We start from the raw sequence: 23,324 nt of genomic DNA, 5'->3' as shown, positions 1-23,324 counted from the left end.
AAGCCAGATCTTCACTATCGTTTATTTCGAACCCAACTTCACCCTCGAAACACCCTTCCAAAAAAATTCTCCACACTTCTTGTCTTTCTGCAAAACACCTGCTATAATTGACAATTGCGAGCAAAAGAGAAATATGCTTGCTCCTTGCTCTTCCAAATGGAGGAGCCGCTAAGTCCAAAAGGAGGTGGAAAAAGATGCGCAAATACGAAATCATGTACATTGTACGTCCTAACCTTGAAGAAGCAGCTACTAAAGAAATCGTAGAACGTTACAACAAGGTTTTGACTGACAACGGCGCAGAAGTGGAAAAGGTTGAGGAAGTAGGAAAGAAACGTCTTGCTTACGAAATCGACGACTTTAAAGAAGGTTACTATGTAATCCTTAAAGTGAACTCTAACCCAGAGGCCATTTCTGAATTCGATCGTTTGGTGAAAATCAACGAAAACATCCTACGCAGAATCGCAGTACGCGACGACGAGTAGACGATAAATAAAGAGTAAAAGAATGGGGAGGAGTTCGAATGATTAACCGCGTTGTGTTAGTCGGAAGATTAACAAAAGATCCTGAGTTACGCTATACAGCAAACGGTGTTGCAGTAGCAACATTCACCCTTGCAGTAAACCGTCCATTCTCTAACCAACAAGGAAACCGTGAAGCGGACTTTCTAAACATTGTTGTATGGAGAAAACAAGCAGAAAACGTAGCAAACTATTTGAAAAAAGGTAGTATGGCTGGTGTGGACGGACGTGTTCAAAGCCGAAGCTATGATAATAACGAAGGACGTCGCGTCTTTATCACGGAAATTGTGGCAGAAAGTGTCCAATTCCTTGAAACAAAAGGTGGCGGCGGTGGTGGAAATCGCGAGCAATCCGGTGGAAACTACGGTCAAAGCAACGACGGTTTTCAAAACAACCCAAGTCAACCATCTGGTGGACGCGGGGGACAGTCGGACTTCTCGGATGACCCATTTGCCAATGACGGTAAACCAATCGACATCAATGATGACGACTTGCCGTTCTAAGTTTGCAACAACGAACGAAACGATATAAAAATTTTAAAAGAAGGAGGGGTTCAAATGGCCCGTCGTGGACGTCCAAAACGTCGTAAGGTTTGTTTCTTCACTGTAAACAAAATTACGAAAATCGACTATAAAGATATAGACTTGCTTAAGCGATTCGTTTCTGAGCGTGGAAAAATTCTTCCTCGCCGTGTAACAGGAACTTCTGCTAAGTATCAGCGTCAATTGACTCGCGCGATCAAGCGCTCTCGTCAAATGGCTCTACTACCATACGTTACTGGTGAGTAATCGTTGAGTAGTGACACCCGTTGCCCCGTAGGCAGCGGGTGTTTTTATATTTTGGGTCATAATTTTCACAAAGAATGATCATTGAATAAACCTCGTATGTACGATAAAATGACACCTATTGGTTACGCCAAATAGACAAAAAGTGACATAAGAGGAGAAACACAAATGGAATTTATGGAACTATTGACATACATTATTCTTGGTATTATTCAAGGGGCAACCGAGCCTCTTCCCGTATCATCGAGTGGTCATTTACGCATCGTGTCTTATTTCTTTAACTTAGACGTACCGGATCTTCATTTTGAGATCTTTGTAAACGGTGCTTCACTCGTGGCGGTTTTCATCATTTACCGTAAGGATTTAATAGAGTTGGTTGCAGGTACTCTCAACTACATAAGAAAACCGAAAGAATATGACAAAGAACCCTTTCGATTTTCTCTATTGTTAATCTTAGGTACAATTCCAGCAGTGCTTGGCGGATTATTCTTATATGACTTTATCGGGGGCGAATTAACACAAATTCGAAATGTAGGGATTGCCCTTTTGATCACGGGTGTCGCATTATGGCTCATTCGTAATCTTCGTGGTGATAAAAAAGAACCTCAAATTACTGTTTTGGATACGATCATTATTGGTCTTGCTCAAATGCTTGCTTTGGCACCGGGCATCAGCCGTTCCGGCGCTACCATTGTAGCGGCGATGGCAAGAAAAATTGAACCTGAAACAGCCTTGAAGTTTTCGTTTTTTCTATCAATCCCAGTAAGTATCGGGAGCCTTGTCTTTGATTTGGGGCGAATTTATGAGGCGATTACGGCACCTGGTATGCTCGTTTATTATGTAGTGGCGTTCCTTGTAGCCCTTGCTGTTTCTATTGTAGCAATTAAAATATTGATTAACATGGTTACAAGAGGGAAGCTTCTCTACTTTGCTCTCTATTGCTTCGCCATGGCAGCGATACTGATTATAAGCTCCATGAGATAACTGAAAAGAGGCTTAAACAGAAGTGTTAACGAGGAATGAAAATCCGAACAATGGTATGCCGTGCTAATACACCGCTACTGAAATATGCTTCGCTTTCCGCGGGAAGCGGCTGAGCCTCCTCGGGCTTTGCGAAGGCATTGAAAAAGTTAAAGGCCGAACTTTTTCAGTGCCTTCCTTTGCCCTCCAGGGTCTACGTTATATTTCATCTGCTCTACTAGCGAATTGTTCGGATTCAACTCTAAACACTTTCTTTATGCCCTAGCCTCAACTCAAGCAGTGATGGTGTTACTTATTTCCATAAGAATGACCTGAGAGGTAAACGTATGTATACCTTTCAGTCATTCGCTTTAATGAGTATCCGTTCGTCAGGTTAGAAGGCTACGCTTCACGCCATCCGCTACATTTCCGCGGCGGTACCGGCGATCTTTCTCGGGCAAAAGCTAAGGCCACTGAAAAGGTATAGCTAGACTTTAATTGATTACAAGGCATATTCATTTTCTCTTTTTTCCTGTTTTGTTCTTTCTATTTATCTCGTGCTACAATAGTATACGTTGAAAAGGTTTGGAAACGAGGGAAGACTATGAATGAACAGAGCCCAATTAAAGAGGGCGCTCTATATATCGGTATTTATATGTTACTTATTTTAGCAACACTGTTTGTACCGCTCATCAGTTTGCTTACGCTCTTCTTGTTGCCGATTCCGTTTGTATTCTATGCAAGAAAGCATGGATACAAGTCAGGAATCTTTTTAGCGACGGTGAGCTTTGTTTTGCTGCTCATTATTGCGTATCCGATTGCAATTATCTTTACGATCACGTTCGCTTCGACAGGGGTTGTAATTGGAGAATTATTAAGACGAGAAAAATCCGCGTTTGGTGTTCTTCTCGGAGGGGCACTGACCTTTATTACAGCGATAATCATTAATTTTATCGGAAGCATTGTCATTTTGGACGTTCATCCGGTGGAAAGTATTCAAACCGTCCTTTATGAATCTGTTGAAACGACGGAATCGATTATTCCTTTACCGGGAGGGCAAGAGGAGGCTGTCGAGGCCGCGACAGAGTTGATAGACGGGTTAGTGATCATTACACCAGCCTTGTTTGTTATTTTGGGCGTCTCCTATGCATTTATTGTGCAGTGGCTTGCATCCTTTATGCTCAGAAAACGTAAAGTAAATGTGACCACATTTCCGCCTATACGGGAATGGGGATTTCCTAAAGCCTTTATTTGGTACTATGCGGTTGTTCTCGTGCTCATCTTGTTTGTAGACATGGAGCAAGGGTCCGCCCTTTATACGGCAACGTACAATCTTTTGCCTATATTGGAAATCATTATGGTTATCCAAGGTCTCGCTGTGATTTTCTTTTTCTTTTATATGAAAAAGGTTCACAAGGTCGTTCCGATCATCATCTTAGTTTTGGGGATCGTTTTCCCACCATTACTGTTTCTCATCCGATTTTTAGGTATAATTGATTTAGTATTTGAGCTTAGGAAGCGAATGGACTCAAACAAGTAGGAGTTGTGAGGAATGCCTAATTTCTTAATGAAGCGGTGGCATGGCTATCACGTCGTCGCATTGCTCGGAATCGCCATCATATTTACAGGCATATTAACCTATTATCACTGGCAAATCGGCTTGGTCGGTTTTCTTGGGATTGCCATTGTTTTTGTATTCGTTCTACGTGCTCGAATACAATTTGAAAAAGATCTGACAGAATACGTATCCACCCTTTCTTATCGGGTAAATAAAGCCGGAGAAGAGGCAGTGATGAAGCTGCCGATCGGGATGATTTTGTACAATGATGCAGGCATTATTCAATGGGTAAATCCCTATATGTCAGCGTTGTTGTCAAACGAGACCCTCGGGGAAAAACTCGAAGTGATCTCAGATGACCTCCCTACTTTGATGGAGGATGAGGGAAAGGAATTCCTTCTTACACTTGGCGATCGAAAATACAGAGTCGTCAATGAATCAAATGAGCGGCTATTGTATTTTTTCAACGCAACAGAAGAACAAGAAATCAAAGAGCTTTTTGAACGAGATAAAACGGTCATTGGTCTCATTTTTCTTGATAACTATGATGAAGTAACACAAGGGATGGAAGATCAGTTAAGAAGCAAGCTCCTCACACATGTGACGGACGTGTTGAATTCGTGGTCGAAAGATCAGGATATTTTCTTAAGACGAATTTCATCTGATCGATTCATTGCCATTTTTAATGAGGAAGCACTATTCAACTTAGAAGAAGACCGATTTACCCTTCTAGATCAAGTTAGAGACGTAACCGCTCAGGAAAAAGTAGCCCTCACGTTAAGTATTGGGGTCGGAAGCGGTCATTCGTCATTACGAGAGCTAGGGGCTCTTGCACAGTCCAGCTTGGATTTGGCCCTTGGTCGGGGTGGGGACCAAGTTGCAATTAAACAATCGAACGGAAAAGTCCGCTTTTACGGCGGGAAATCCAACGCAATGGAAAAACGGACCCGTGTCCGTGCTCGCGTAATCTCTCACGCCATTCGTGACTTTGTGAAAGAAAGTGACCGCGTGATTGTGATGGGTCATAAAAACCCCGACATGGATTCGATCGGTGCAGCCATTGGAATGCTTAAAATTGCGCAAGTGAACAAAAAAGACGCTTTTATTGTGCTAGACCCAGATAACGTAAATCAGAGTGTTCACAAGCTCCTCGAGGCGATACAGGACCACGATGACCTTTGGGCCAACTTTATTACACCTGAAGAAGCACGTGAAGAAATGACAGACGAGACGCTGATGGTCGTTGTAGACACTCACAAGCCGTCATTATGTATCGATACGAAGCTGTTGGATCGCGTGGATCGCATTATCGTCATCGATCACCACCGTCGAGGAGAAGAGTTTATTGAAGATGCGGTACTCGTATACATGGAGCCATATGCATCTTCAACGGCTGAGCTTGTAACCGAGCTTCTTGAATACCAGCCGAACCATCCGAACCTCGATGTCCTGGAAGCGACGGCCCTCCTTTCCGGTATTATCGTCGATACGAAGAGTTTTGCCATTCGTACGGGTTCAAGAACGTTTGACGCGGCTTCATATTTGAAGAGTCAAGGAGCTGACACCACGCTTGTACAAAAGCTCATGAAAGAAGATCTCGAGCAGTACGTGAAACGAGCGAATCTGGTGGAAAAAGCATATATTTACACCGCTGGCACCGCCATTGCAGTAGGAGAAGAGAATCAAACGTACAACCAAGTCCTAATTGCTCAGGCTGCTGACACACTGCTTACGATGAACAACGTGGTCGCTTCCTTTGTGATCTCGGAACTCGATGATGGCCGTGTAAGCATTAGCGCAAGGTCACTCGGTGATATTAACGTGCAAGTGATTATGGAAAAAATGCAAGGTGGCGGTCACTTAACAAACGCAGCCACACAGCTGTCAGGGACCACGCTTGAAGAAGCAGAAGACCTATTAAAAGAGAAAATAGATGATTACTTTAAAGGGGGACAATCGTCATGAAAGTGATTTTTCTACAAGACGTTAAAGGAAAAGGTAAAAAAGGCGAAGTCAAAAATGTAGCAGAAGGATACGCTCGTAACTACCTTCTAAAAAATAACCTTGCCGTGGAAGCAAACAGCGGCAACATAAAAGACCTCGAAATGAAAAAAGAAAGCCAGAACAAAAAAGCCGAACAAGAGCTAAAAGAAGCACAAGCTTACAAAGAAAAGCTTGAAAATACAACCGTTGAAGTGAAAGCCAAAGCGGGAGAAGGCGGCCGATTATTCGGTGCGGTGACAAGCAAGCAAATCGCAGACACACTAAAGAAAATGAAGTTGAAAGTAGATAAGCGAAAAATCGACCTCGACGAACCGATCCGAGCTCTTGGCTATCGTAACGTAGACATTAAAGTACACCCAAAAGTCACGGCTACTGTTAAAGTACACGTTGTAGAAGAGTAAGACGAGCAAGCGCAGTGGACTTTCGTTGTGGGTATGGATAAACAGATTAGATGGACGTTTAAACAGGTTAGCCATCCCCCACGCCGAAAACGGCCGCTTGTAGCTCTTAATCTATACAAAAAAACTTTACGAAAAGAATGAAAAAGGGGCGATAACGATGAGTGATGTATTTGCCGATCGTACCCCGCCACAAAACATTGAAGCAGAACAAGCCGTGCTTGGCGCCATCTTTATCGATGATGAAGCCATTGTCACGGCTTCTGAGCGTTTAGTACCAGACGACTTTTATCGTGCCGCTCATCAGCGGATTTACACGGTCATGCTCACACTCTCTGAAAAAGGAGAGCCGGTGGACCTTGTCACTGTTACGTCTGAGCTGCAAACGCGTAAGTGGCTTGAAGAAATTGGCGGTGTACCTTATTTAAGTGATCTGGCTAACGCTGTACCAACTGCAGCGAATGTGGAGTATTACAGTCAAATGGTTGAGGAAAAATCGTTGTTACGACGCCTCATCCGTGTAGCTACAAATATTGCTTCCGACGGTTATGCAGCGGAAGAAGAAGTAAGCACCATTCTAAATGAAGCCGAAAAGACGATCCTTGAAGTGGCTCAGAAAAAGAATTCAGGTGTGTTTAAAGATATTAAAGATGTGCTTGTAAATGCGTACGATAACATTGAGGCTCTTCAGCACCAAACGGGAGACATTACCGGAATTCCTACCGGCTTTACGGAGCTAGATAGAATGACGGCCGGATTCCAGCGAAACGACTTGATTATCGTAGCTGCCCGACCTTCCGTAGGTAAGACGGCTTTCGCCTTGAATATCAGTCAAAACGTTGCCACTCGTACGGACGAAAACGTGGCGATCTTCAGTCTTGAGATGGGTGCCGAGCAGCTGATCATGCGTATGCTGTGTGCGGAAGGCAACATCGATGCCCAGCGTCTAAGGACTGGAGACTTAAACGACGAAGATTGGCAAAAGCTCACGATGGCCATGGGTAGCCTGTCTAAGGCAGGGATTTACATCGACGATACTCCTGGTGTAAAAGTAAATGATATTCGCGCGAAATGCCGTCGTCTAAAACAAGAAAAAGGTCTGGGCATGATCATGATTGACTACTTGCAGCTCATCCAAGGGGATGCAAGAAGCGGGGAAGGACGTCAACAGGAAGTATCCGAAATTTCTCGTTCCTTAAAAGGACTTGCTCGTGAGCTAGAGGTGCCGGTCATTGCCCTCTCCCAGCTCAGCCGTGGAGTAGAATCCCGTCAGGACAAACGTCCGATGATGAGTGATATCCGTGAATCGGGAAGTATCGAACAGGACGCCGATATCGTCGCCTTCTTATACCGAGACGACTACTACGATAAAGAATCGGAGAACAAAGACATCATCGAGATCATTATAGCCAAACAGCGTAACGGCCCGGTCGGTACGTGTGAGCTGGCTTTCGTAAAAGAATACAACAAATTCGTAAATTTAGAGCGTCGCTACGACGAAGGGAGTATCCCTCCTGGAGCGTAAGTGCTTGTTATGGAACCCCCTTTTCTGTGTTGTGCGGAGGAGGGGGTTTTTAGTTTAACGGGAGTCGTATTGTGTCGATTTTTGTCGTATGGTCGATAAATTCTCCTTAGAGGTCGATAAAACCTGATTAAGGCTCGATAAATTCATAAGAAGTCTCGATAAATCTAAAACAAGGCTCGATAAAATAAGAATAGAGGTCGATAAAAGTCAGTTCGCTCCAACGATTGCTACCATCGACACCTAATCTTCCCTCAACACACGAACAAAGAATCTCTAAATCTCTATAATTGTTCGGTTTTTAGTTGACTGGCGATGATTCTATTGATAAACTTACTGTGGTTTAATGAAAATATAGATTTCAGGGAACGTTAATAGCGTGAAATATAAGTGGAGGTGCTCATCCATGCCATCGGTTGTAGTGGTAGGAACTCAGTGGGGAGACGAAGGAAAAGGAAAAATTACAGACTACTTGTCTGAACAAGCGGAGCTCGTAGCTCGCTATCAAGGAGGAAACAATGCCGGTCATACGATCGTCTTTGGTGGTGAAAAGTACAAGCTTCACCTGATTCCTTCAGGTATTTTTTACAGTGACAAAACGTGTGTGATCGGAAACGGAATGGTCATCGATCCTAAAGCACTTGTTGAAGAGCTTAAATATTTGCACGACAAAGGTGTAGATACAAGCAACTTACGCATCAGTAACCGTGCGCACGTCATTCTTCCGTATCACTTAAAGCTTGATATCGTTGAAGAAGAGAGCAAAGGTGCAAACAAGATCGGAACGACTAAAAAAGGTATTGGTCCGGCTTACATGGACAAAGCAGCACGTGTAGGTATTCGTATTGCCGACCTTTTGGATAAAGAAACGTTCGAAGAGAAGCTTGACAACAACCTCCGTGACAAAAACCGTCTTCTTGAGAAGGTTTATGAAGTTGAAGGATTCAAGAAAGAAGATATCCTAGACGAATACTACAATTACGGACAAGAAATTGCTCATTATGTAGCGGATACGTCTGTTGTATTGAATGACGCACTTGATGGTGGCCGTCGCGTCTTGTTTGAAGGTGCACAAGGGGTTATGCTTGACCTTGACCAAGGAACATACCCGTTCGTAACGTCATCAAACCCGATCGCAGGTGGAGTGACAATCGGATCCGGTGTTGGTCCGTCTAAAATCAATCATGTTGTTGGAGTATCCAAAGCTTACACGACTCGTGTAGGGGATGGTCCTTTCCCAACTGAATTAACGGACGAAATAGGCGATCAAATTCGTGAAACAGGTAACGAATACGGAACGACAACCGGACGTCCCCGTCGCGTGGGTTGGTTTGATAGTGTTGTTGTGCGTCACGCTCGTCGTGTGAGTGGAATTACTGATTTATCCCTCAACTCCATCGATGTTCTTTCCGGTATTAAAAAGCTGAAGATTTGTGTGGCTTATGAATATAAAGGTGAAGTGATCGATGAGTTCCCAGCGAGCCTCAAGGTTCTTGCTGAGTGTAAGCCAGTCTATGAAGAGCTTGATGGTTGGGACGAAGACATCACTGGTGTGAAATCTCTACATGAGCTTCCTAAGAACGCTCTGTTCTATGTAGAGCGCATTTCACAGCTTACAGGTATTCCATTGAGTGTCTTCTCTGTAGGACCTGACAGAAACCAAACAAACATGGTACGCGGTGTGTTTGGATAAATAACAGAATGATGATCACCTCTGCAAGCGAATTGCGGAGGTGATTTTTTGTGTCTGTCCGTTTCAAATTCCTATGGGGGTATTTACAGTGCTCTCCCTAGTCTTTCTACGGAAAGGAAAGGGCACTTATGTGCGTTAGCCGCATTTACCTTACTCCAGCTGTTTATCAAAGCAACGATCCATACAGAAGAACAAGAATGACCTTGGTGAAAAAGCGCATACCAAGCAAATAAAAGAGGTTATTCCCGTTCTAAAACGGGGAAGATAAAGGTACAGATGACCTAAGATCTTAATTATCTGTTGCATTTTTGTATAAGATTCGTTATTGTTGATAAGGATGTTTGAGAGTCCAATGCAACTTTTTAAAAAAGTTTTTAAAAATGTATTGCATTGATCATTGAAAGGTGATAATATATTCCTTGTCGCCAAGAAATGAGCCATTAGCTCAGTTGGTAGAGCATCTGACTTTTAATCAGAGGGTCGAAGGTTCGAGTCCTTCATGGCTCACCATTTTTACTTTTTATACCCACTGTGGCCCGTTGGTCAAGTGGTTAAGACACCGCCCTTTCACGGCGGTAACACGGGTTCGAATCCCGTACGGGTCACCATTAAAAAATAAAGGTTGCTTTATTTTGTCACATGGGGTATAATAAGTTTTGTTGCTTCACATACTACATAAGGTGAACAACAACATCATTTCAAGAGCGTCACTTTAATCGGCGCGGGATGGAGCAGTCTGGTAGCTCGTCGGGCTCATAACCCGAAGGTCGGAGGTTCAAATCCTCCTCCCGCAACCAATTTAACATTGCTTGCCTGGTGTATTTTTTTTGCCGAAAATACAGGACAAGCTGGACAGTTTAATAGAGTATAGAATACATAGTTTGTTGGTCAAGGTCCCGTGGTGTAGCGGTTAACATGCCTGCCTGTCACGCAGGAGATCGCCGGTTCGATCCCGGTCGGGACCGCCATTTAAATGTTGGCTCGATAGCTCAGTCGGTAGAGCAGAGGACTGAAAATCCTCGTGTCGGCGGTTCGATTCCGTCTCGAGCCACCATTTTTTTCTATACTCGCTGGCCTAGCTCAATTGGTAGAGCAACTGACTTGTAATCAGTAGGTTGGGGGTTCAAGTCCTCTGGCCAGCACCACTACATACGATAACCTATCCTGCAATCGCGGGGTAGGTTTTTTATTTTGTTTACCCGTTTGGGGACCTTTCGGCTTTCGTAAGACCGACTTAATTTCGAATTAGCGGAGATAAATGTGTAATTGGCGTACTTATTTTGAATTTAGCGGAGATAAATATGTAATTAGCGCACTTATTTTAAAATAGCAGGTGTTAGCACGCGCGCCCCATTCTTCCCACCTCAATCCCCACCCGCACAAAGTCAACCTAACCATATTCAGAGGGCATGCCTCTTTTTTCCACAAAAAATAGCAATAACTGACACGAATAATACATTTCTTTTACAGATCTGTCATACAAACCACACCTTCTGTGACTTATGTTAGAATGGTGCGGGATATGGAATGGGCCTATATATCTATTCTGTATATCCCTCAGCACATTTCAGGAGGACCATATGTTTAAGCAAAAAAAATCATACAAAAAAACATTCACATATATAATAATGCTCCTCGTCTTTGGTTTGGTCACTACGGTGTACAGTTTATCCGCTAGTGCCCACATTATGGATGAGGAAAGCATTGAAGAAGACGAAGGAGAAGGTGTGGACACGATTTATCATGTTCATTATGGTGACACCTTTGTTGGATTTGTAGATGATAAATCCGATGTCTATGAGATCGTTGACGAAAAAGTTGACGAGATCAACGAAGACGAAGAAGACCTTAGACTTACGCCAGAAGAGAAGCTCCAAGTGATCCCAGAGCGCGTATTTCAAGTGAAGGCGATCAATGATGTGACAACGGAAAAGCTTGAAGACATGTTAGAAATTAAGGCAGAGGCGTTAACCTTTACAGTAGACGATGTAGAGATCGGATACATGAGTGCAGCATTTGACAAAGAGGACTTCATCCGTTTTTGGGCTTTAGAATATGTAGATGAAGACGTTTTGGAAGCGTATGAAGACGAGGAAGATGTAGAGCTTGACGAAGGGGACATGAAGATCCTTGATATGTATCTTTCTGAAGAGGTGGAAGTAGAAGAAACACTTGTCGATCCTGCGGAATTAAGCACGAAAGAAGAGCTTGTAGAAGCTTTTGAAACTGGAGCTCTTGAAGAGTCGGAGTATGAAGTACAAGAAGGAGACGTGCTAGGTTCGATTGCACGTCAGCATGATCTTTCTGTTAAAGAGCTACTGGATGCGAATGACGACCTTGATGAAGATTCGTCCATTCGAGTAGGCGATACATTAGAGGTACAAAACGAATCTCCAGCTGTCCAGCTTGTGATTGAAGTGCAGAAAAAAGAATCAAAAGACATTTCTTACGATACAAAAACAGAAGAAGATGACGAGATGGAAAAAGGGGAAACCAAAGTTAAAGAATCTGGTGAAAAGGGCGAAAAGATAGTAGAAAGTAAAGTGGTCCTGGAGAATGGAAGCACAGCATCAACGGATGTAATAGAAGAAGAAGTAGTGTCTGAGCCTGAAGATCGCGTTGTGATAAAGGGAACGAAAGAATCAGATGAACTTGCGTGGCCGGCTGTTGGCGGTTATATTTCAAGTCATCAAGGGCCGCGTTGGGGCAGGTTCCATAAAGGGATTGACATTGCACGACCATCAAGCCCGGAGATTCGAGCTGCTGAGTCCGGTACAGTGACCTCTGCCCGTTATGAAAACGGCTATGGAAATACCATTCGTATTCGTCATAGCAATGGACTTGAAACGCTCTATGCCCATTTAGATAGCATGGATGTGAGTTCAGGAGACAAGGTATCGCGTGGAGAAGATATAGGAATTATGGGTGAAACGGGTAACTCTACAGGGGTACACCTTCACTTTGAAGTTTATAAAGACGGGGAGTTAGAAAACCCGACAGATTATGTAAGTAAATAACGAAGAAGAGCTGTATTCCAGTGAGGATGCAGCTCTTTTTCTATGAAAATAGTACTCACGATTTCCCAAAGTTACTCAGTTTCAACGTATACTGTAACTGTGATAGAATGGAAGAAGATACGTCTAAATATCGGCAATTTAAAGTCTTCGGAGTGATTGTTGTTCTTTTACGTTTACCTTTTAGTCCTGCACCGCCGCAAATAAGTGAGCGATGGCGTTCAGCAAAGCTTTAAGAACGGATGAGAGGGTAGAGCAACAACTGATACGAAACAGCAAATTCAAACGGTGCACGGACATAAGCCGGCACAGAATAAAAATGGAAGCTGGTGGAAGAATGGACAAGCAAAAAATTCTTGTGGTTGACGATGAGCAACCCATTGCAGATATTTTACAGTTCGGATTAGAAAAAGAAGGGTTCGAGGTTATTTGTGCGTACGACGGCAATGAAGCGGTCGAGAAAGTAAAAGAACATGTACCGGACCTGATTTTACTTGATATTATGCTCCCTTACCAAGATGGTATGGAAGTGTGTCGTGAAGTACGAAAAACGTATGATATGCCTATTATTATGTTGACTGCGAAAGACTCTGAGATTGATAAAGTATTAGGGCTTGAGCTTGGTGCAGATGATTACGTAACAAAACCGTTCAGTACTCGTGAGTTGATTGCCCGAGTGAAAGCCAATTTGCGACGCAATCAGAAGTCGCAAGAGCCTGAACAAGACAATAAAGACATTCAGGTTGGACCGCTACTCGTTCAGCCGGATGCGTATCTTGTGACGAAGCGCGGAGAGCCGATTGAGCTGACTCATCGTGAGTTTGAGCTTATTCATTATTTGTCTAAACATCTTGGTCAAGTCATGACAAGAGAGCACTTGTTACAAGCGGTATGGGGTTATGATTACTTCGGTGACGTGCGTACAGTTGACGTAACGGTTCGCCGTTTGCGCGAAAAAGTAGAGGACAACCCGAGTCATCCAACGTGGATCGTCACAAGACGCGGGGTAGGCTACTACTTACGGAACGCGACAGACCAGGAGAGTTGATTGAATGAAAAAAATCCGCTTTTATAAGTCGATACACGTAAAGATCGTTATTATTTACGTGCTATTGATTTTAATTGCGATGCAGGTCATCGGGGTTTATTTTACACAACAGTTGGAAGATCGCCTCGTTGAAAACCATCGAGAAATGATCAATGACCGAGCGAACCTTCTTGTTTATAACGTACAGCAAGAAATGTTGGAGGAACGGGGAGAAGAAGATCCTTCGTTAGAGAGAGACATTAACAACGTTCTCGATCAGCTCTTTGATATTGCCAATGCAAAAGCCCAGGTGGTCGATTCGAATAAAACGATCATTGGGACATCGGAGCCTGACGAACGATTTCGTATTGAAGGCCAACGGACCACGAATATGAGGATTACCCGTACGCTCGTAACAGGGCAAGGGGAATCTTCACCAACACCTGTGATCGACTTTGAAGGGCAACGGGTGAGGGTCATTACACAACCGGTTTATGACATGGACGAGGACCAGACGATTATTGGAGCGATCTATATTGAAGCGTCTCTTGAGGATATCTATGCTCAAGTCCAGCAAATCAACCAGATCTTGATGACAGGAACCGTCATAGCCCTTGCGATTACCGTCGTCTTGGGTGTGTTGCTTGCCCAAACGATCACGAGACCGATTGTGGATATGAAAAAGCAAGCCCACGTCATGGGGAAAGGAGACTTTTCCCGAAGCGTAACGGTCTATGGAGATGATGAAATCGGAGAGCTTGCAAGAGCGTTTAACGATTTGACCATCAAGCTCCAAGACGCCCACGCAACAACCGAGGGGGAACGTCGGAAGCTCTCCAGCGTGTTGACGCACATGACTGATGGAGTTATTGCTACTGATAAGCATGGCCATGTGATCTTGATGAATCGTAGAGCAGAGGAAATGCTCGAGAGAACGCAAGAAGGAACGCTTGGTGAAAAACTGACGGATGTTCTCAACTTGAAAGGGATTATGAAGCTAGAAGAGCTTTATGAATACAACGATCCTCTTCTCCTTGATATGGACACGATGGAAGACGATTTGTTCTTTGAAGCCCATTTCTCTGTTATTTCAAAAGAGAATGGTCAACAAAATGGACTCATCGCTGTGCTTCATGATGTCACAGAACAAGAAAAAGTCGAACAAGAACGCCGTGAGTTCGTGGCGAATGTGTCCCATGAATTAAGGACGCCATTAACGTCCATGAAGAGTTACCTGGAAGCGTTGGCTGATGGAGCTCTTGATACCGACGTGGCCCCACGTTTTATTAACGTGACGCAAAATGAAACGGAGCGAATGATTCGTCTTGTAAATGATTTGTTGCAGCTGTCGAAAATGGACAGTAAAGACTATCAGTTGACGATGAACTCGATGAATTTAATTACCTTTGTTGAGCAAGTGATCGATAGATTCGAAATGTCGACGAAAAATCAGTCGATTACGTTTAACCGAAAGCTCCCACAAGAACCGTTGTTTGTGTATGGCGATCGGGATAAATTGACGCAGCTGCTTGATAACATCGTGTCCAATGCGGTGAAATACTCCCCGCAGGGCGGCATGATTAGCGTTAGTGTGAAGGTTGAAAAAGGCCGCGTCATTACTAGTGTTCAAGATGAAGGTGTGGGAATACCAAAAGACAGTATCCCTCACGTGTTTGATCGTTTTTACCGCGTGGATAAAGCAAGGACGAGAAGTCTCGGTGGAACCGGCCTTGGCTTGGCTATTGCAAAAGAAATCATCCATGCTCACGGAGGCGACATTTGGGTAAGCAGTGATTGGGGTAAAGGCACCCGAGTGTCGTTTAGCCTACCGGTTCCTGAGGAGGCGAAAGAAGTATAATGGCCATGGAGCATTTAAAGACCGCGTTGTTATGGGTCCTCATTCTAACGAGTGTCGGACTTACGTATTCAATTTGGACGTTTCAGCCTGACTTCAGTCCATTGGACTCTTCCGGAACCATTGAGAGCCCTGATATTGGTGTAGAAAAAAGTCATGTGGACCTTTTGATCCCTGAGAGTATTACGATTCATGAAAACGAAGAGCGGTACTGGCTCGAGCCGGAAGAAGAGAGATTCACCAGTCAAATGGAAGCCCTTTTGGACGTGGAATTTGAACGTGTGGTCGATTATCCAAGAAGCGGCGTTCCGGTTCTCAATCAACCGGCCCGGGCGATTGACTATAAGTTTCATTCTCCTATCCCTGGAAGTACGATTAACGAGCTGTTTGATTTTGGTGAAGAGACGATTGCCATTACGTCTGTGGACCGGATTTATATTACTCGATCGACCACTTCGGCAAATGGTGAAGTGATCGCCCGCTTTATATCGACGGAAGATGAAGAAATTTATCAGGCGGAAACGAACTTGAACAATGATCAGCTCGTGGCTATGTATGAAGGTGAAAGAGACCATATGTATGAAGCTCGTGGCGTGTCTTTTGATGAGGAGAATCTCTATGGTGACTACGCCTACTTGCCTGTTGAGCCTTTAACGATGCGAAAGCTTACTTACAGCTGGAACTCGATCTCTGAGCAAGACATGCGCGCCGTGATGTTTAGTGATCCTGATCTCGTTCAAGAGTATCCAAGAGGTCCAACGACGCGGATGTATTCTGACGGTAGTCGATTCCTTGAAGTGACGAGACGCTCAAGTGGAAATGTGATGAAGTTTGAACATCAGCGTACGGGAACGTTTGACGAGAACGAAACGGAAACTCATGTGTTGGAAGACGCTCTCGACTTTATTAATCTTAGAGGCGGTTGGACCGACCACTATGGGGTAGATGCCTGGCATCACGGCTTTATTGATTCGGTTACGTACCGGATGCATGTGGACGGCCTGCCGGTACTTGGAGGATCTGCGAACCAAGATCTTTATTACACGAAAGAAATTACACGAGCTGGTAATGAGATTAACAAATATGAACGGCCTTTGTTTCGTTTAGACGGGCAATTCAATCAAGACGAACCGATTGCCCTCCCTCCGTTAGATGAGATGATGTCTTATCTAGAGGAGATGGAAGATTTTGATACGGATAGCATTGAAGGTATTCGTTTCGGATACTTTATGGATAGCAGCACGAGTTCGTTTATGATCTTTTCCCCTGACTGGTTTATTAAGCGGGGAAACTGGCAGCGTTTCAGTGATATTGAAGATGAATATGAAGAGCGCTTGCTAGAAGAAGAGGAAGAAGAGGAAGAGGAAGACAACGACGAAGAGATGGAGGAGGAGTCATAGGATGGACTGGAGCCGGGCAAAGACCATTTTAATTGTTACATTCTTTTGCTTGAATGTGTTCCTCGTCTACCAGCTCGTTGAAAAGCGTAGTGATTCAAACTTGGGCGTCCTGACTCCTCCGAGTTTTCAACACTTACTCGACAACCAAAACATTACGATCAACCTATCGGACCCAAACTACACACCGAGAGGGTACCACGTGACTGGTATGCCTCAATCATTTAATGATGAAGAATTGCTGGCCGACTTTGGAACGCTCGATGTGGAGCTTGGGAGACAAGAATACGAGCTTGTGGTGGAACTTGAGGAGCCGGAGCGCTTACTCAGCCAAAACCTACCCGGAAGCGTGAATGCCTTTTTACAGAGCCATCTGATGAACGGGGAAGAGTATGCCTTCGGGTATTATAACGAAGAAGAGAATTATATCCGAGCGTACCAGACGTATGACGGTGAACTACTTCAGTACCTTAGCGGAGATAGTCATGTACGAATCGATGTGAATGAAGACTTGGAAGCCATCGGTTATTCCCAGCGGTACTTGAACTTGACCGGACAAACGGACCAAGAAACGGAACTAATCTCTCCTAACACCGCTATCGAGTCTTTGGCAAATGCCAATCTTCTCGGAACGGACTTTGAGATTAGTGAAGAAGACGTGGAATTGATGTACACAAATGTCTCTCAAAACGATGTGAGTGCCATCGAGTTCTATACCCCTGTCTGGCGGATCACGATCGATGATGAAGACCGCTATGTAAACGCCATTGAAGGCAGTGTGATACGAAGTCAAAACGATTAATTGGAGTGACTCGCAGCATGAGCTTACGATTCAGCGTGTTAGCCAGTGGAAGCACGGGCAATGCGATTTATGTAGAAACGGATAAGCAGCGCGTACTGATCGATGCAGGCTTGAGCGGCAAAAAGATGGAAAGTCTGTTTGAAAAAAACGGATTGGATCCATCCACCCTTGATGCCCTGTTTATTACGCACGAACATAGTGACCATATTAAAGGTGCCGGCATTTTTGCAAGAAGGTATAACCTTCCGATCTATGCAAACGAAAAAACATGGGATGCCATGGAGCCGATGCTCGGTAAGCTAACGCCTGATCAGCGCTTTCACTTTGAAGTGGAAGAGACGAAAGTGTTCGGAGACATGGACGTTCAATCCTTTGGGGTGTCACATGATGCGGCTGAGCCTATGTTCTTTACGTTTGCCCACGAAGGGCGAAAGCTGTCTGTGATTACGGATACGGGATACGTAAGTGAGCGTATGAAAGGGCTTGTAGGAGACGCTGACGCCTATGTGTTCGAGTCGAATCACGACATGAACATGCTTCGGATGGGCCGGTATCCGTGGAGTGTCAAAAGGCGAATACTCAGTGATGTAGGGCACGTATCGAACGAAGATGCGGCTCATGCCATGGCTGACATTCTCGATGCGAATGACAAGCCTACAAACATTTACTTGGCTCATTTGAGCAAGGATAACAACATGAAAGATTTGGCCAATATGACTGTGAAGCAAACCTTGGAGTCTAGAGGCTACCAAACGGGTAAATCTCTGAAACTTTTTGATACAGATCCAGATACGCCAACGGCTCTTACGGTAGTGTAGTTTTTGGTGATGAAGCCGAAATGCTCTCCGTAGGCATGTCGGTTTCATTTAAGATAACATGCTGTCCCTGTTAGGCTTATCCCTATCAGTGGCAGTTTTTTTATGTAAAATCTAGTCATTAGTTCTCTCTTGCATAAGGATAACTTCTTTTAGTATATCTCTTCATCATCCAGCTCCAGCGCCTACGAGCTCGAGGTCATTTCATTCCAGCAGATAAAGCCAAAAAGCGGCTTCAATCTGCTGGCCTGAAATGCTTTACGCTCGTGACCAAGGCGCTTACGCTTTTGCAAAAAAAAGTCTAAAATTCGTCAAAATGGGAAATCGTATTTGTGTATGGAAAAATATCGAAAATGATTCGTCTGAATAGACGGACACCGCTGGATTTTATAAAATATAAACAAGGTACACGTGCTGTTTTTCACGGTACAAACCTCACCGTTGTGAGAGGTTCTTCTTTACAAAGAAACAGAGTTTACAAAGGAGGGTCAAACATGGGGTATTACGATAGTCATACAACGAGGAGCCAAAGTCAAAGAGGGAAACGGCCCCGAACGGGTCTAACGGCTTTTCTTGCCGCGATGGCAGGCGCCCTCATCGTTGTCTTTTCCATCCCTATTCTCGCATCGAACGGCTTTTTGCCCTATGAGGTCGTCCCGAAGACGGCAGGCAATGAAGAAGCCGTTGAAACGATGACAGAGAGCCAGGAAGAAGCAGCTGAATCCCTTCAAGGGGTGAACGTCGCTGTGAGTTCAGAAGTGACAGAAGCGGTCGATCGGGTAAATGATGCTGTTGTAGGTGTTGTAAACATTCGTCAATCTTCTGGCGGTGGCTTCTGGGAGCGTGGTGGTGAAGGAACAGGATCAGGCGTTGTCTATAAAAAAGAAGGTGACAATGCCTTCATTGTTACAAATCAGCACGTCATTGAAAACGCACAAGAAATAGATGTGACTCTTTCAGACGGCTCTCGTATTCCAGCAGAGCTTGTAGGAGAAGATCAACTTACTGATTTAGCCGTACTTAAAGTCGAAGCAGATAAAGTAGACACGGTTGCTGAATTCGGCAACTCGGATACATTACGACCGGGAGAACCAGCCATTGCGATCGGGAATCCCTTATCCTTTGAAGGTTCGGTCACTCTTGGAATCATCAGTGCTGTTGAACGAAGTCTTCCGGTGGATTTAAGCGGAAATGGACAGCCGGACTGGAACGCAGAAGTTCTTCAAACGGACGCAGCCATTAATCCAGGAAACTCTGGTGGAGCTTTAATTAATATTGAAGGACAAGTAATCGGAATCAACTCCATGAAGATTGCCCAGCAGTCCGTCGAAGGAATCGGATTTGCGATTCCAACCGCGATCGCTATTCCTGTAATCGAAGATCTGGAGGAGTTTGGTGAAGTCCGTCGTCCGCAAATGGGCGTCATGATTCGCTCCTTGCAAGAGATCCCAAGCTTCCACTGGCACGATACGTTAGGTCTTCCTGAAGATGTGACGGGTGGTGTGTATGTGGAAGGAACAACCGAGGGTTCCCCTGCAGCAGAGGCTGGTATGAGAGAAGGGGACGTTATTGTCGCACTTGATGGTGAAGAAGTGAGAGATACTCACGATCTACGGAAGTTCCTCTACACGGAAAAATCGATCGGTGACACGGTAGACGTCACATTTTATCGTAATGGAGAAGAACAGCAAGTAGAAATGACGCTAGAGCAACAAATTTTTTAATGAACAGCCAGGAGACTTCAAGTCTTCTGGTTTTTTTGTGTGAACATCGCTACAATAGAGAGGCGATGAATAAGTTATCCATAAATGTGGATAAGTTATATGGATATCATTTTCCATATCTTTTATAACGTATGGGAGAGTAAGGGTTTACATCCAAATGTTATCCACAGTTTCATGTTGATAACTGACTTTTTTGATAAGAAAAACATTGGTATGGGAGGACTAGATGATGTATTACAGCTGCGAAGAACACATAGATATGGCAATTGAAGATATTGTCGATTACTACGCTCTTCCACCAAAAATCGACAAACTCACAGCCGAAGAACAGTTGTCCACAGGATGCAAATACTGTGACAGCAAGGCTTTATACCGAATCGACAAATAACTCCACAGAAAACCTGTGGGTATGTGGATAACTTTTGTGGAAAACTATATTAAAAGGAGTTACTCACCTGTGAATATCACGATCGTGACAGTCGGAAAATTAAAGGAAAAATACTTAAAGCAAGGAATCGCGGAATATACGAAGAGGCTCGGTGCCTACGCCAACGTTCAAGTCGTCGAGGTTGCTGACGAAAAAGCGCCGGAAAACATGAGCGACGCAGACATCCAAATCGTAAAACAAAAAGAAGGGGAGCGCATCCTCGGGAAAATCAGCCCCGATAGCCACGTGATCGCCCTCGCCATAAACGGCCAGAAATGGACCTCAGAACGCCTCGCCAAAGAAATGGACAACCTGGCCACCTACGGCAAAAGTAAAGTCGCCTTCGTCATCGGCGGATCGGTCGGCCTAAGCGATGACGTATTGAAGCGAGCCAATGGAAAGCTGTCGTTTTCCGACATGACGTTTCCGCACCAGCTGATGAGGTTAATCTTAGTGGAGCAGGTTTATCGTGCGTTTAAGATTAATCGAGGGGAGCCGTACCATAAATAGAGGAAAAAAAGGTGTAAATAAGGTGGTATTTTACTCTGCCATTTGGCATATTTAGCATCTGAAGAGAAATGTACAATGGAATAAAGGAAGGAGTGAGGAATAGTGTGAATGCTTCATTTTTACTCCGGTTTAAAGCTTTCATGATTGACTATATAGTGATCCTCATTTACTTAAGTGGACTCTTAGTGGTAAGTCTATTTCTCTATCCTTCCATCCAACAATTATTTAACGGATCATTATTTATGAATCAGTTATTTGGGTTCTTACTTGTGACTCTACCCATATCGGTTTATTTTATTATTAGCGACTCAAAAATCGGTACTCAATCCTTTGGGAAAAGGAAGTCAGGTATACGAGTAGTGGATATGAATGGAGAGCCATTGTCGGTGTCACATAATGCTCTTCGGACAGTTTTGAAGTTCTTACCATGGGAGCTGTCACATTTCGCTGTCTATCGATTTTCTGCAGGGGGAGAAGTCGCATTATCCTTATACTTACTTACTGGAGTTATTTATACGCTCATCTTTATTTATATCGTTACAGCTATCTTTTCGAAACGCAGACAATCTCTCTATGATTTTGTTTTAAGAACACAAGTGGTGAGAGTTTAATATGGACCTCATGTTTAATGATTGATTATTCAAATGTGTTGAGTAAGTGCATCGGTGCCATCGACTGATGCACTTTTTGGTGTACCGTACATTAGTAAGTGATAAGATTTACTATCAAAAAAAGTTATAAATCCTCTACTAATATAGTTAAATAATGTATACTTAAATAGGTTAAATGTCACGCATTTTCAGTTTCGAGAGATATTGGAACGTTTATTGTAGTATTAAAGTCACACATATCGAGTTTTAAAGAATAGGTTTTAAGCCTTCTTTCTGATATCCAGCTAAGAAGCTATATCGTAGCCATTAAAGATTTTAGAGAAGATTTGGCTACTGATTCAGGGGTTTTGATCATCTATAATAAACGATATCAGCATGATTCAGGAGGAAAAAATGGATACTTATGATATTGCAAAACTGGCAGGCGTTTCGAGGAAAACGGTTCAGAGGGTACTAAACGATTCTACTCAAGTAAAAAAAGAAACACGCGACCGGATCCTTAGGATTATGACCGAAAATAATTATCATCCTAACGTCTCTGCTAGGCGCTTAACAAAAAAGAAAACAGAGACGCTTGGTTTATTTATTATTCAAGACCCTGAATTAGACAACATTTATGCAGATGATTTCTTTTACAGTACGGTGATTAGCCAAATGATTAGCTCCTCTAGGGGTCGAGGGTATAATATGCTCGTTACGACGTCAACGGTTGATGACCCGTCACCTATCTTAAAGCTGTACAGAGAGAAAAGCATTGATGCAGGAATGATTATTAGCTGGTCAAATGTACAAAAGGTTGTAGATGAAATTAGAGAAGCTGACTTTTTAGTTGGTGTTTTTGATCAAAATAACCTCTCTCCAAAACAACAGGATGTCCCTGTGCCCATGCTCTTAAATAAAGAGTCAGCCATTGAAGCGACTGAGTACTTGATTCAGCTGGGTCATGAGAGAATTGGCATCATTACTGGGGAAGAGACAAACCGTGCTGCAGTGGAACGTCTCAACGGATATAGAGAAGCTCTTCAACAGGCTAAGCTTGAGGAAGGACCTGTTTATAAAGGGAGCTTTGTGGAGGAGTCAGGCTATGAAGCTCTATTAGATTGGATTGGAAAAGGAACTCTTCCAACAGCAATTGTTTGCTCGAATGATTTGATTGCCATCGGTGCACTAAAGGCATTAGGTGAACATGGAATTTCCGTTCCGAAGCAAGTATCATTAATCGGCTTTGATAATATTCGGCTAACTGAATACATGAACCCTTCTTTAACGACGATGCACCTTCCAAGAGTGGAAATGGCTGAGTATTTAGTGGAGCAATTGATCAGTCAGTTTGAACACGGAGTCCCAGCACCTGAACGTTTTTTTAAAGCCTCACTGGTTGAACGTCATTCATGTGTGGCGCCTGTATTGAGATGAAATGCGCCACCTAAACCTATATCAAGCATTCATTATTGTAAAAAAGTGTTGTTATTTCTAATGAATGCTTTATAGTTAAATACATAAATGTCCCACGTAGGACAATTTACGTGAAGGGACATTTAGTAAATGTAGCAATACAGCCTACGATTTAATGAAAGCGCAAACATGGGCGGGAAATGTTTACTAGTCATTTGGTTACACATCTAAGAGAGTTGAAACGTTTACCTTGGAAGCAAGATCAGTACTTGAATTAAAAAAGGAGGGCAGAAAGATCATTTAATGGCG

Annotated in this window: 20 protein-coding genes and 6 tRNA genes; all 26 read left to right on the top strand. The window is 43.7% G+C overall.

Translation table 11 applies throughout. From position 1 onward, the window contains the following. The first annotated feature begins 194 nt into the window (after nucleotides 1–194). The 26 genes from rpsF to G476_RS0120615 all read left to right on the top strand — a co-directional run bounded on the left by rpsF (nucleotide 195) and on the right by G476_RS0120615 (nucleotide 23,036). Nucleotides 195–482 (top strand): 30S ribosomal protein S6, encoded by a 288-nt coding sequence (gene rpsF, locus G476_RS0120740; protein ID WP_026691777.1) that lies wholly within the window; start codon nucleotides 195–197, stop codon nucleotides 480–482. Nucleotides 483–520: 38 nt separating this feature from the next. Next, entirely contained in the window at nucleotides 521–1,021 is a 501-nt protein-coding gene (ssb, locus tag G476_RS0120735; RefSeq protein ID WP_026691776.1) for a single-stranded DNA-binding protein, read from the top strand. 54 nt (nucleotides 1,022–1,075) lie between these two features. After that, on the top strand, nucleotides 1,076–1,306 hold the full coding sequence (rpsR, locus tag G476_RS0120730) for a 30S ribosomal protein S18 (protein WP_026691775.1): 231 nt from the start codon (nucleotides 1,076–1,078) through the stop codon (nucleotides 1,304–1,306). Between the two features lie 165 nt (nucleotides 1,307–1,471). Then, nucleotides 1,472–2,287 carry an undecaprenyl-diphosphate phosphatase gene (locus tag G476_RS0120725; RefSeq protein ID WP_026691774.1) on the top strand — a complete coding sequence of 272 codons (816 nt, stop codon included), beginning with the start codon at nucleotides 1,472–1,474 and terminating at the stop codon, nucleotides 2,285–2,287. 580 nt (nucleotides 2,288–2,867) lie between these two features. Beyond that, a complete protein-coding gene (locus G476_RS0120720) occupies nucleotides 2,868–3,803 on the top strand; it encodes a YybS family protein (RefSeq protein ID WP_026691773.1) in 936 nt (311 codons plus the stop codon). A gap of 12 nt (nucleotides 3,804–3,815) precedes the next feature. Next, complete coding sequence (locus tag G476_RS0120715) at nucleotides 3,816–5,786, top strand: DHH family phosphoesterase (protein WP_026691772.1); 1,971 nt, start codon at nucleotides 3,816–3,818, stop codon at nucleotides 5,784–5,786. Then, complete coding sequence (gene rplI, locus G476_RS0120710) at nucleotides 5,783–6,226, top strand: 50S ribosomal protein L9 (protein WP_026691771.1); 444 nt, start codon at nucleotides 5,783–5,785, stop codon at nucleotides 6,224–6,226. Before G476_RS0120715 ends, rplI begins: the two co-directional genes overlap by 4 nt. Before the next feature lie 157 nt (nucleotides 6,227–6,383). Then, nucleotides 6,384–7,748, top strand: coding sequence for a replicative DNA helicase (dnaB, locus tag G476_RS0120705; RefSeq protein ID WP_026691770.1), 1,365 nt, complete (start codon nucleotides 6,384–6,386; stop codon nucleotides 7,746–7,748). A gap of 403 nt (nucleotides 7,749–8,151) precedes the next feature. Beyond that, nucleotides 8,152–9,438 carry an adenylosuccinate synthase gene (locus G476_RS0120700; protein WP_026691769.1) on the top strand — a complete coding sequence of 429 codons (1,287 nt, stop codon included), beginning with the start codon at nucleotides 8,152–8,154 and terminating at the stop codon, nucleotides 9,436–9,438. Between the two features lie 434 nt (nucleotides 9,439–9,872). Next, nucleotides 9,873–9,948: transfer RNA gene (locus G476_RS0120695), tRNA-Lys, on the top strand. Nucleotides 9,949–9,971: 23 nt separating this feature from the next. Next, nucleotides 9,972–10,046: transfer RNA gene (locus G476_RS0120690), tRNA-Glu, on the top strand. 112 nt (nucleotides 10,047–10,158) lie between these two features. After that, a tRNA-Met gene (locus tag G476_RS0120685) sits at nucleotides 10,159–10,235 on the top strand. 95 nt (nucleotides 10,236–10,330) lie between these two features. Next, nucleotides 10,331–10,406 (top strand) — tRNA-Asp (locus G476_RS0120680). A gap of 10 nt (nucleotides 10,407–10,416) precedes the next feature. Beyond that, a tRNA-Phe gene (locus tag G476_RS0120675) sits at nucleotides 10,417–10,492 on the top strand. 15 nt (nucleotides 10,493–10,507) lie between these two features. Continuing rightward, nucleotides 10,508–10,583 (top strand) — tRNA-Thr (locus tag G476_RS0120670). Nucleotides 10,584–11,018: 435 nt separating this feature from the next. Then, the gene (locus G476_RS22730) at nucleotides 11,019–12,455 is read left to right on the top strand and encodes a M23 family metallopeptidase (RefSeq protein WP_051314970.1); all 1,437 of its coding nucleotides are present in this window, start codon (nucleotides 11,019–11,021) and stop codon (nucleotides 12,453–12,455) included. 334 nt (nucleotides 12,456–12,789) lie between these two features. Further along, nucleotides 12,790–13,500 carry a response regulator YycF gene (gene yycF / locus G476_RS0120660; RefSeq protein WP_026691768.1) on the top strand — a complete coding sequence of 237 codons (711 nt, stop codon included), beginning with the start codon at nucleotides 12,790–12,792 and terminating at the stop codon, nucleotides 13,498–13,500. Between the two features lie 4 nt (nucleotides 13,501–13,504). Further along, complete coding sequence (gene walK / locus G476_RS0120655; RefSeq protein ID WP_026691767.1) at nucleotides 13,505–15,337, top strand: cell wall metabolism sensor histidine kinase WalK; 1,833 nt, start codon at nucleotides 13,505–13,507, stop codon at nucleotides 15,335–15,337. Beyond that, the gene (locus G476_RS0120650; RefSeq protein ID WP_026691766.1) at nucleotides 15,337–16,734 is read left to right on the top strand and encodes a YycH family regulatory protein; all 1,398 of its coding nucleotides are present in this window, start codon (nucleotides 15,337–15,339) and stop codon (nucleotides 16,732–16,734) included. Before walK ends, G476_RS0120650 begins: the two co-directional genes overlap by 1 nt. A gap of 1 nt (nucleotide 16,735) precedes the next feature. Further along, entirely contained in the window at nucleotides 16,736–17,533 is a 798-nt protein-coding gene (locus G476_RS0120645; RefSeq protein ID WP_026691765.1) for a two-component system regulatory protein YycI, read from the top strand. Between the two features lie 17 nt (nucleotides 17,534–17,550). Continuing rightward, nucleotides 17,551–18,351, top strand: a complete 801-nt coding sequence (locus tag G476_RS0120640; RefSeq protein ID WP_026691764.1) for an MBL fold metallo-hydrolase — start codon at nucleotides 17,551–17,553, stop codon at nucleotides 18,349–18,351. A 491-nt stretch (nucleotides 18,352–18,842) separates the two neighbouring features. Further along, nucleotides 18,843–20,072 carry a S1C family serine protease gene (locus G476_RS0120635; protein ID WP_026691763.1) on the top strand — a complete coding sequence of 410 codons (1,230 nt, stop codon included), beginning with the start codon at nucleotides 18,843–18,845 and terminating at the stop codon, nucleotides 20,070–20,072. A gap of 226 nt (nucleotides 20,073–20,298) precedes the next feature. Next, nucleotides 20,299–20,460, top strand: a complete 162-nt coding sequence (locus G476_RS23420; RefSeq protein ID WP_245579709.1) for a CxxH/CxxC protein — start codon at nucleotides 20,299–20,301, stop codon at nucleotides 20,458–20,460. Between the two features lie 69 nt (nucleotides 20,461–20,529). Next, nucleotides 20,530–21,009, top strand: coding sequence for a 23S rRNA (pseudouridine(1915)-N(3))-methyltransferase RlmH (rlmH, locus tag G476_RS0120625; protein WP_026691762.1), 480 nt, complete (start codon nucleotides 20,530–20,532; stop codon nucleotides 21,007–21,009). A gap of 104 nt (nucleotides 21,010–21,113) precedes the next feature. After that, nucleotides 21,114–21,620, top strand: coding sequence for an RDD family protein (locus G476_RS0120620; protein ID WP_026691761.1), 507 nt, complete (start codon nucleotides 21,114–21,116; stop codon nucleotides 21,618–21,620). Between the two features lie 393 nt (nucleotides 21,621–22,013). Beyond that, a complete protein-coding gene (locus tag G476_RS0120615; protein ID WP_026691760.1) occupies nucleotides 22,014–23,036 on the top strand; it encodes a LacI family DNA-binding transcriptional regulator in 1,023 nt (340 codons plus the stop codon). The last annotated feature ends 288 nt before the right edge of the window (nucleotides 23,037–23,324 follow it).

The organism is Alteribacter aurantiacus DSM 18675, assembly GCF_000429705.1.
In the GTDB taxonomy this organism is placed as follows: Bacteria; Bacillota; Bacilli; order Bacillales; family Salisediminibacteriaceae; genus Alteribacter; species Alteribacter aurantiacus.
This window is presented reverse-complemented; position numbering and strand designations above follow the sequence as displayed.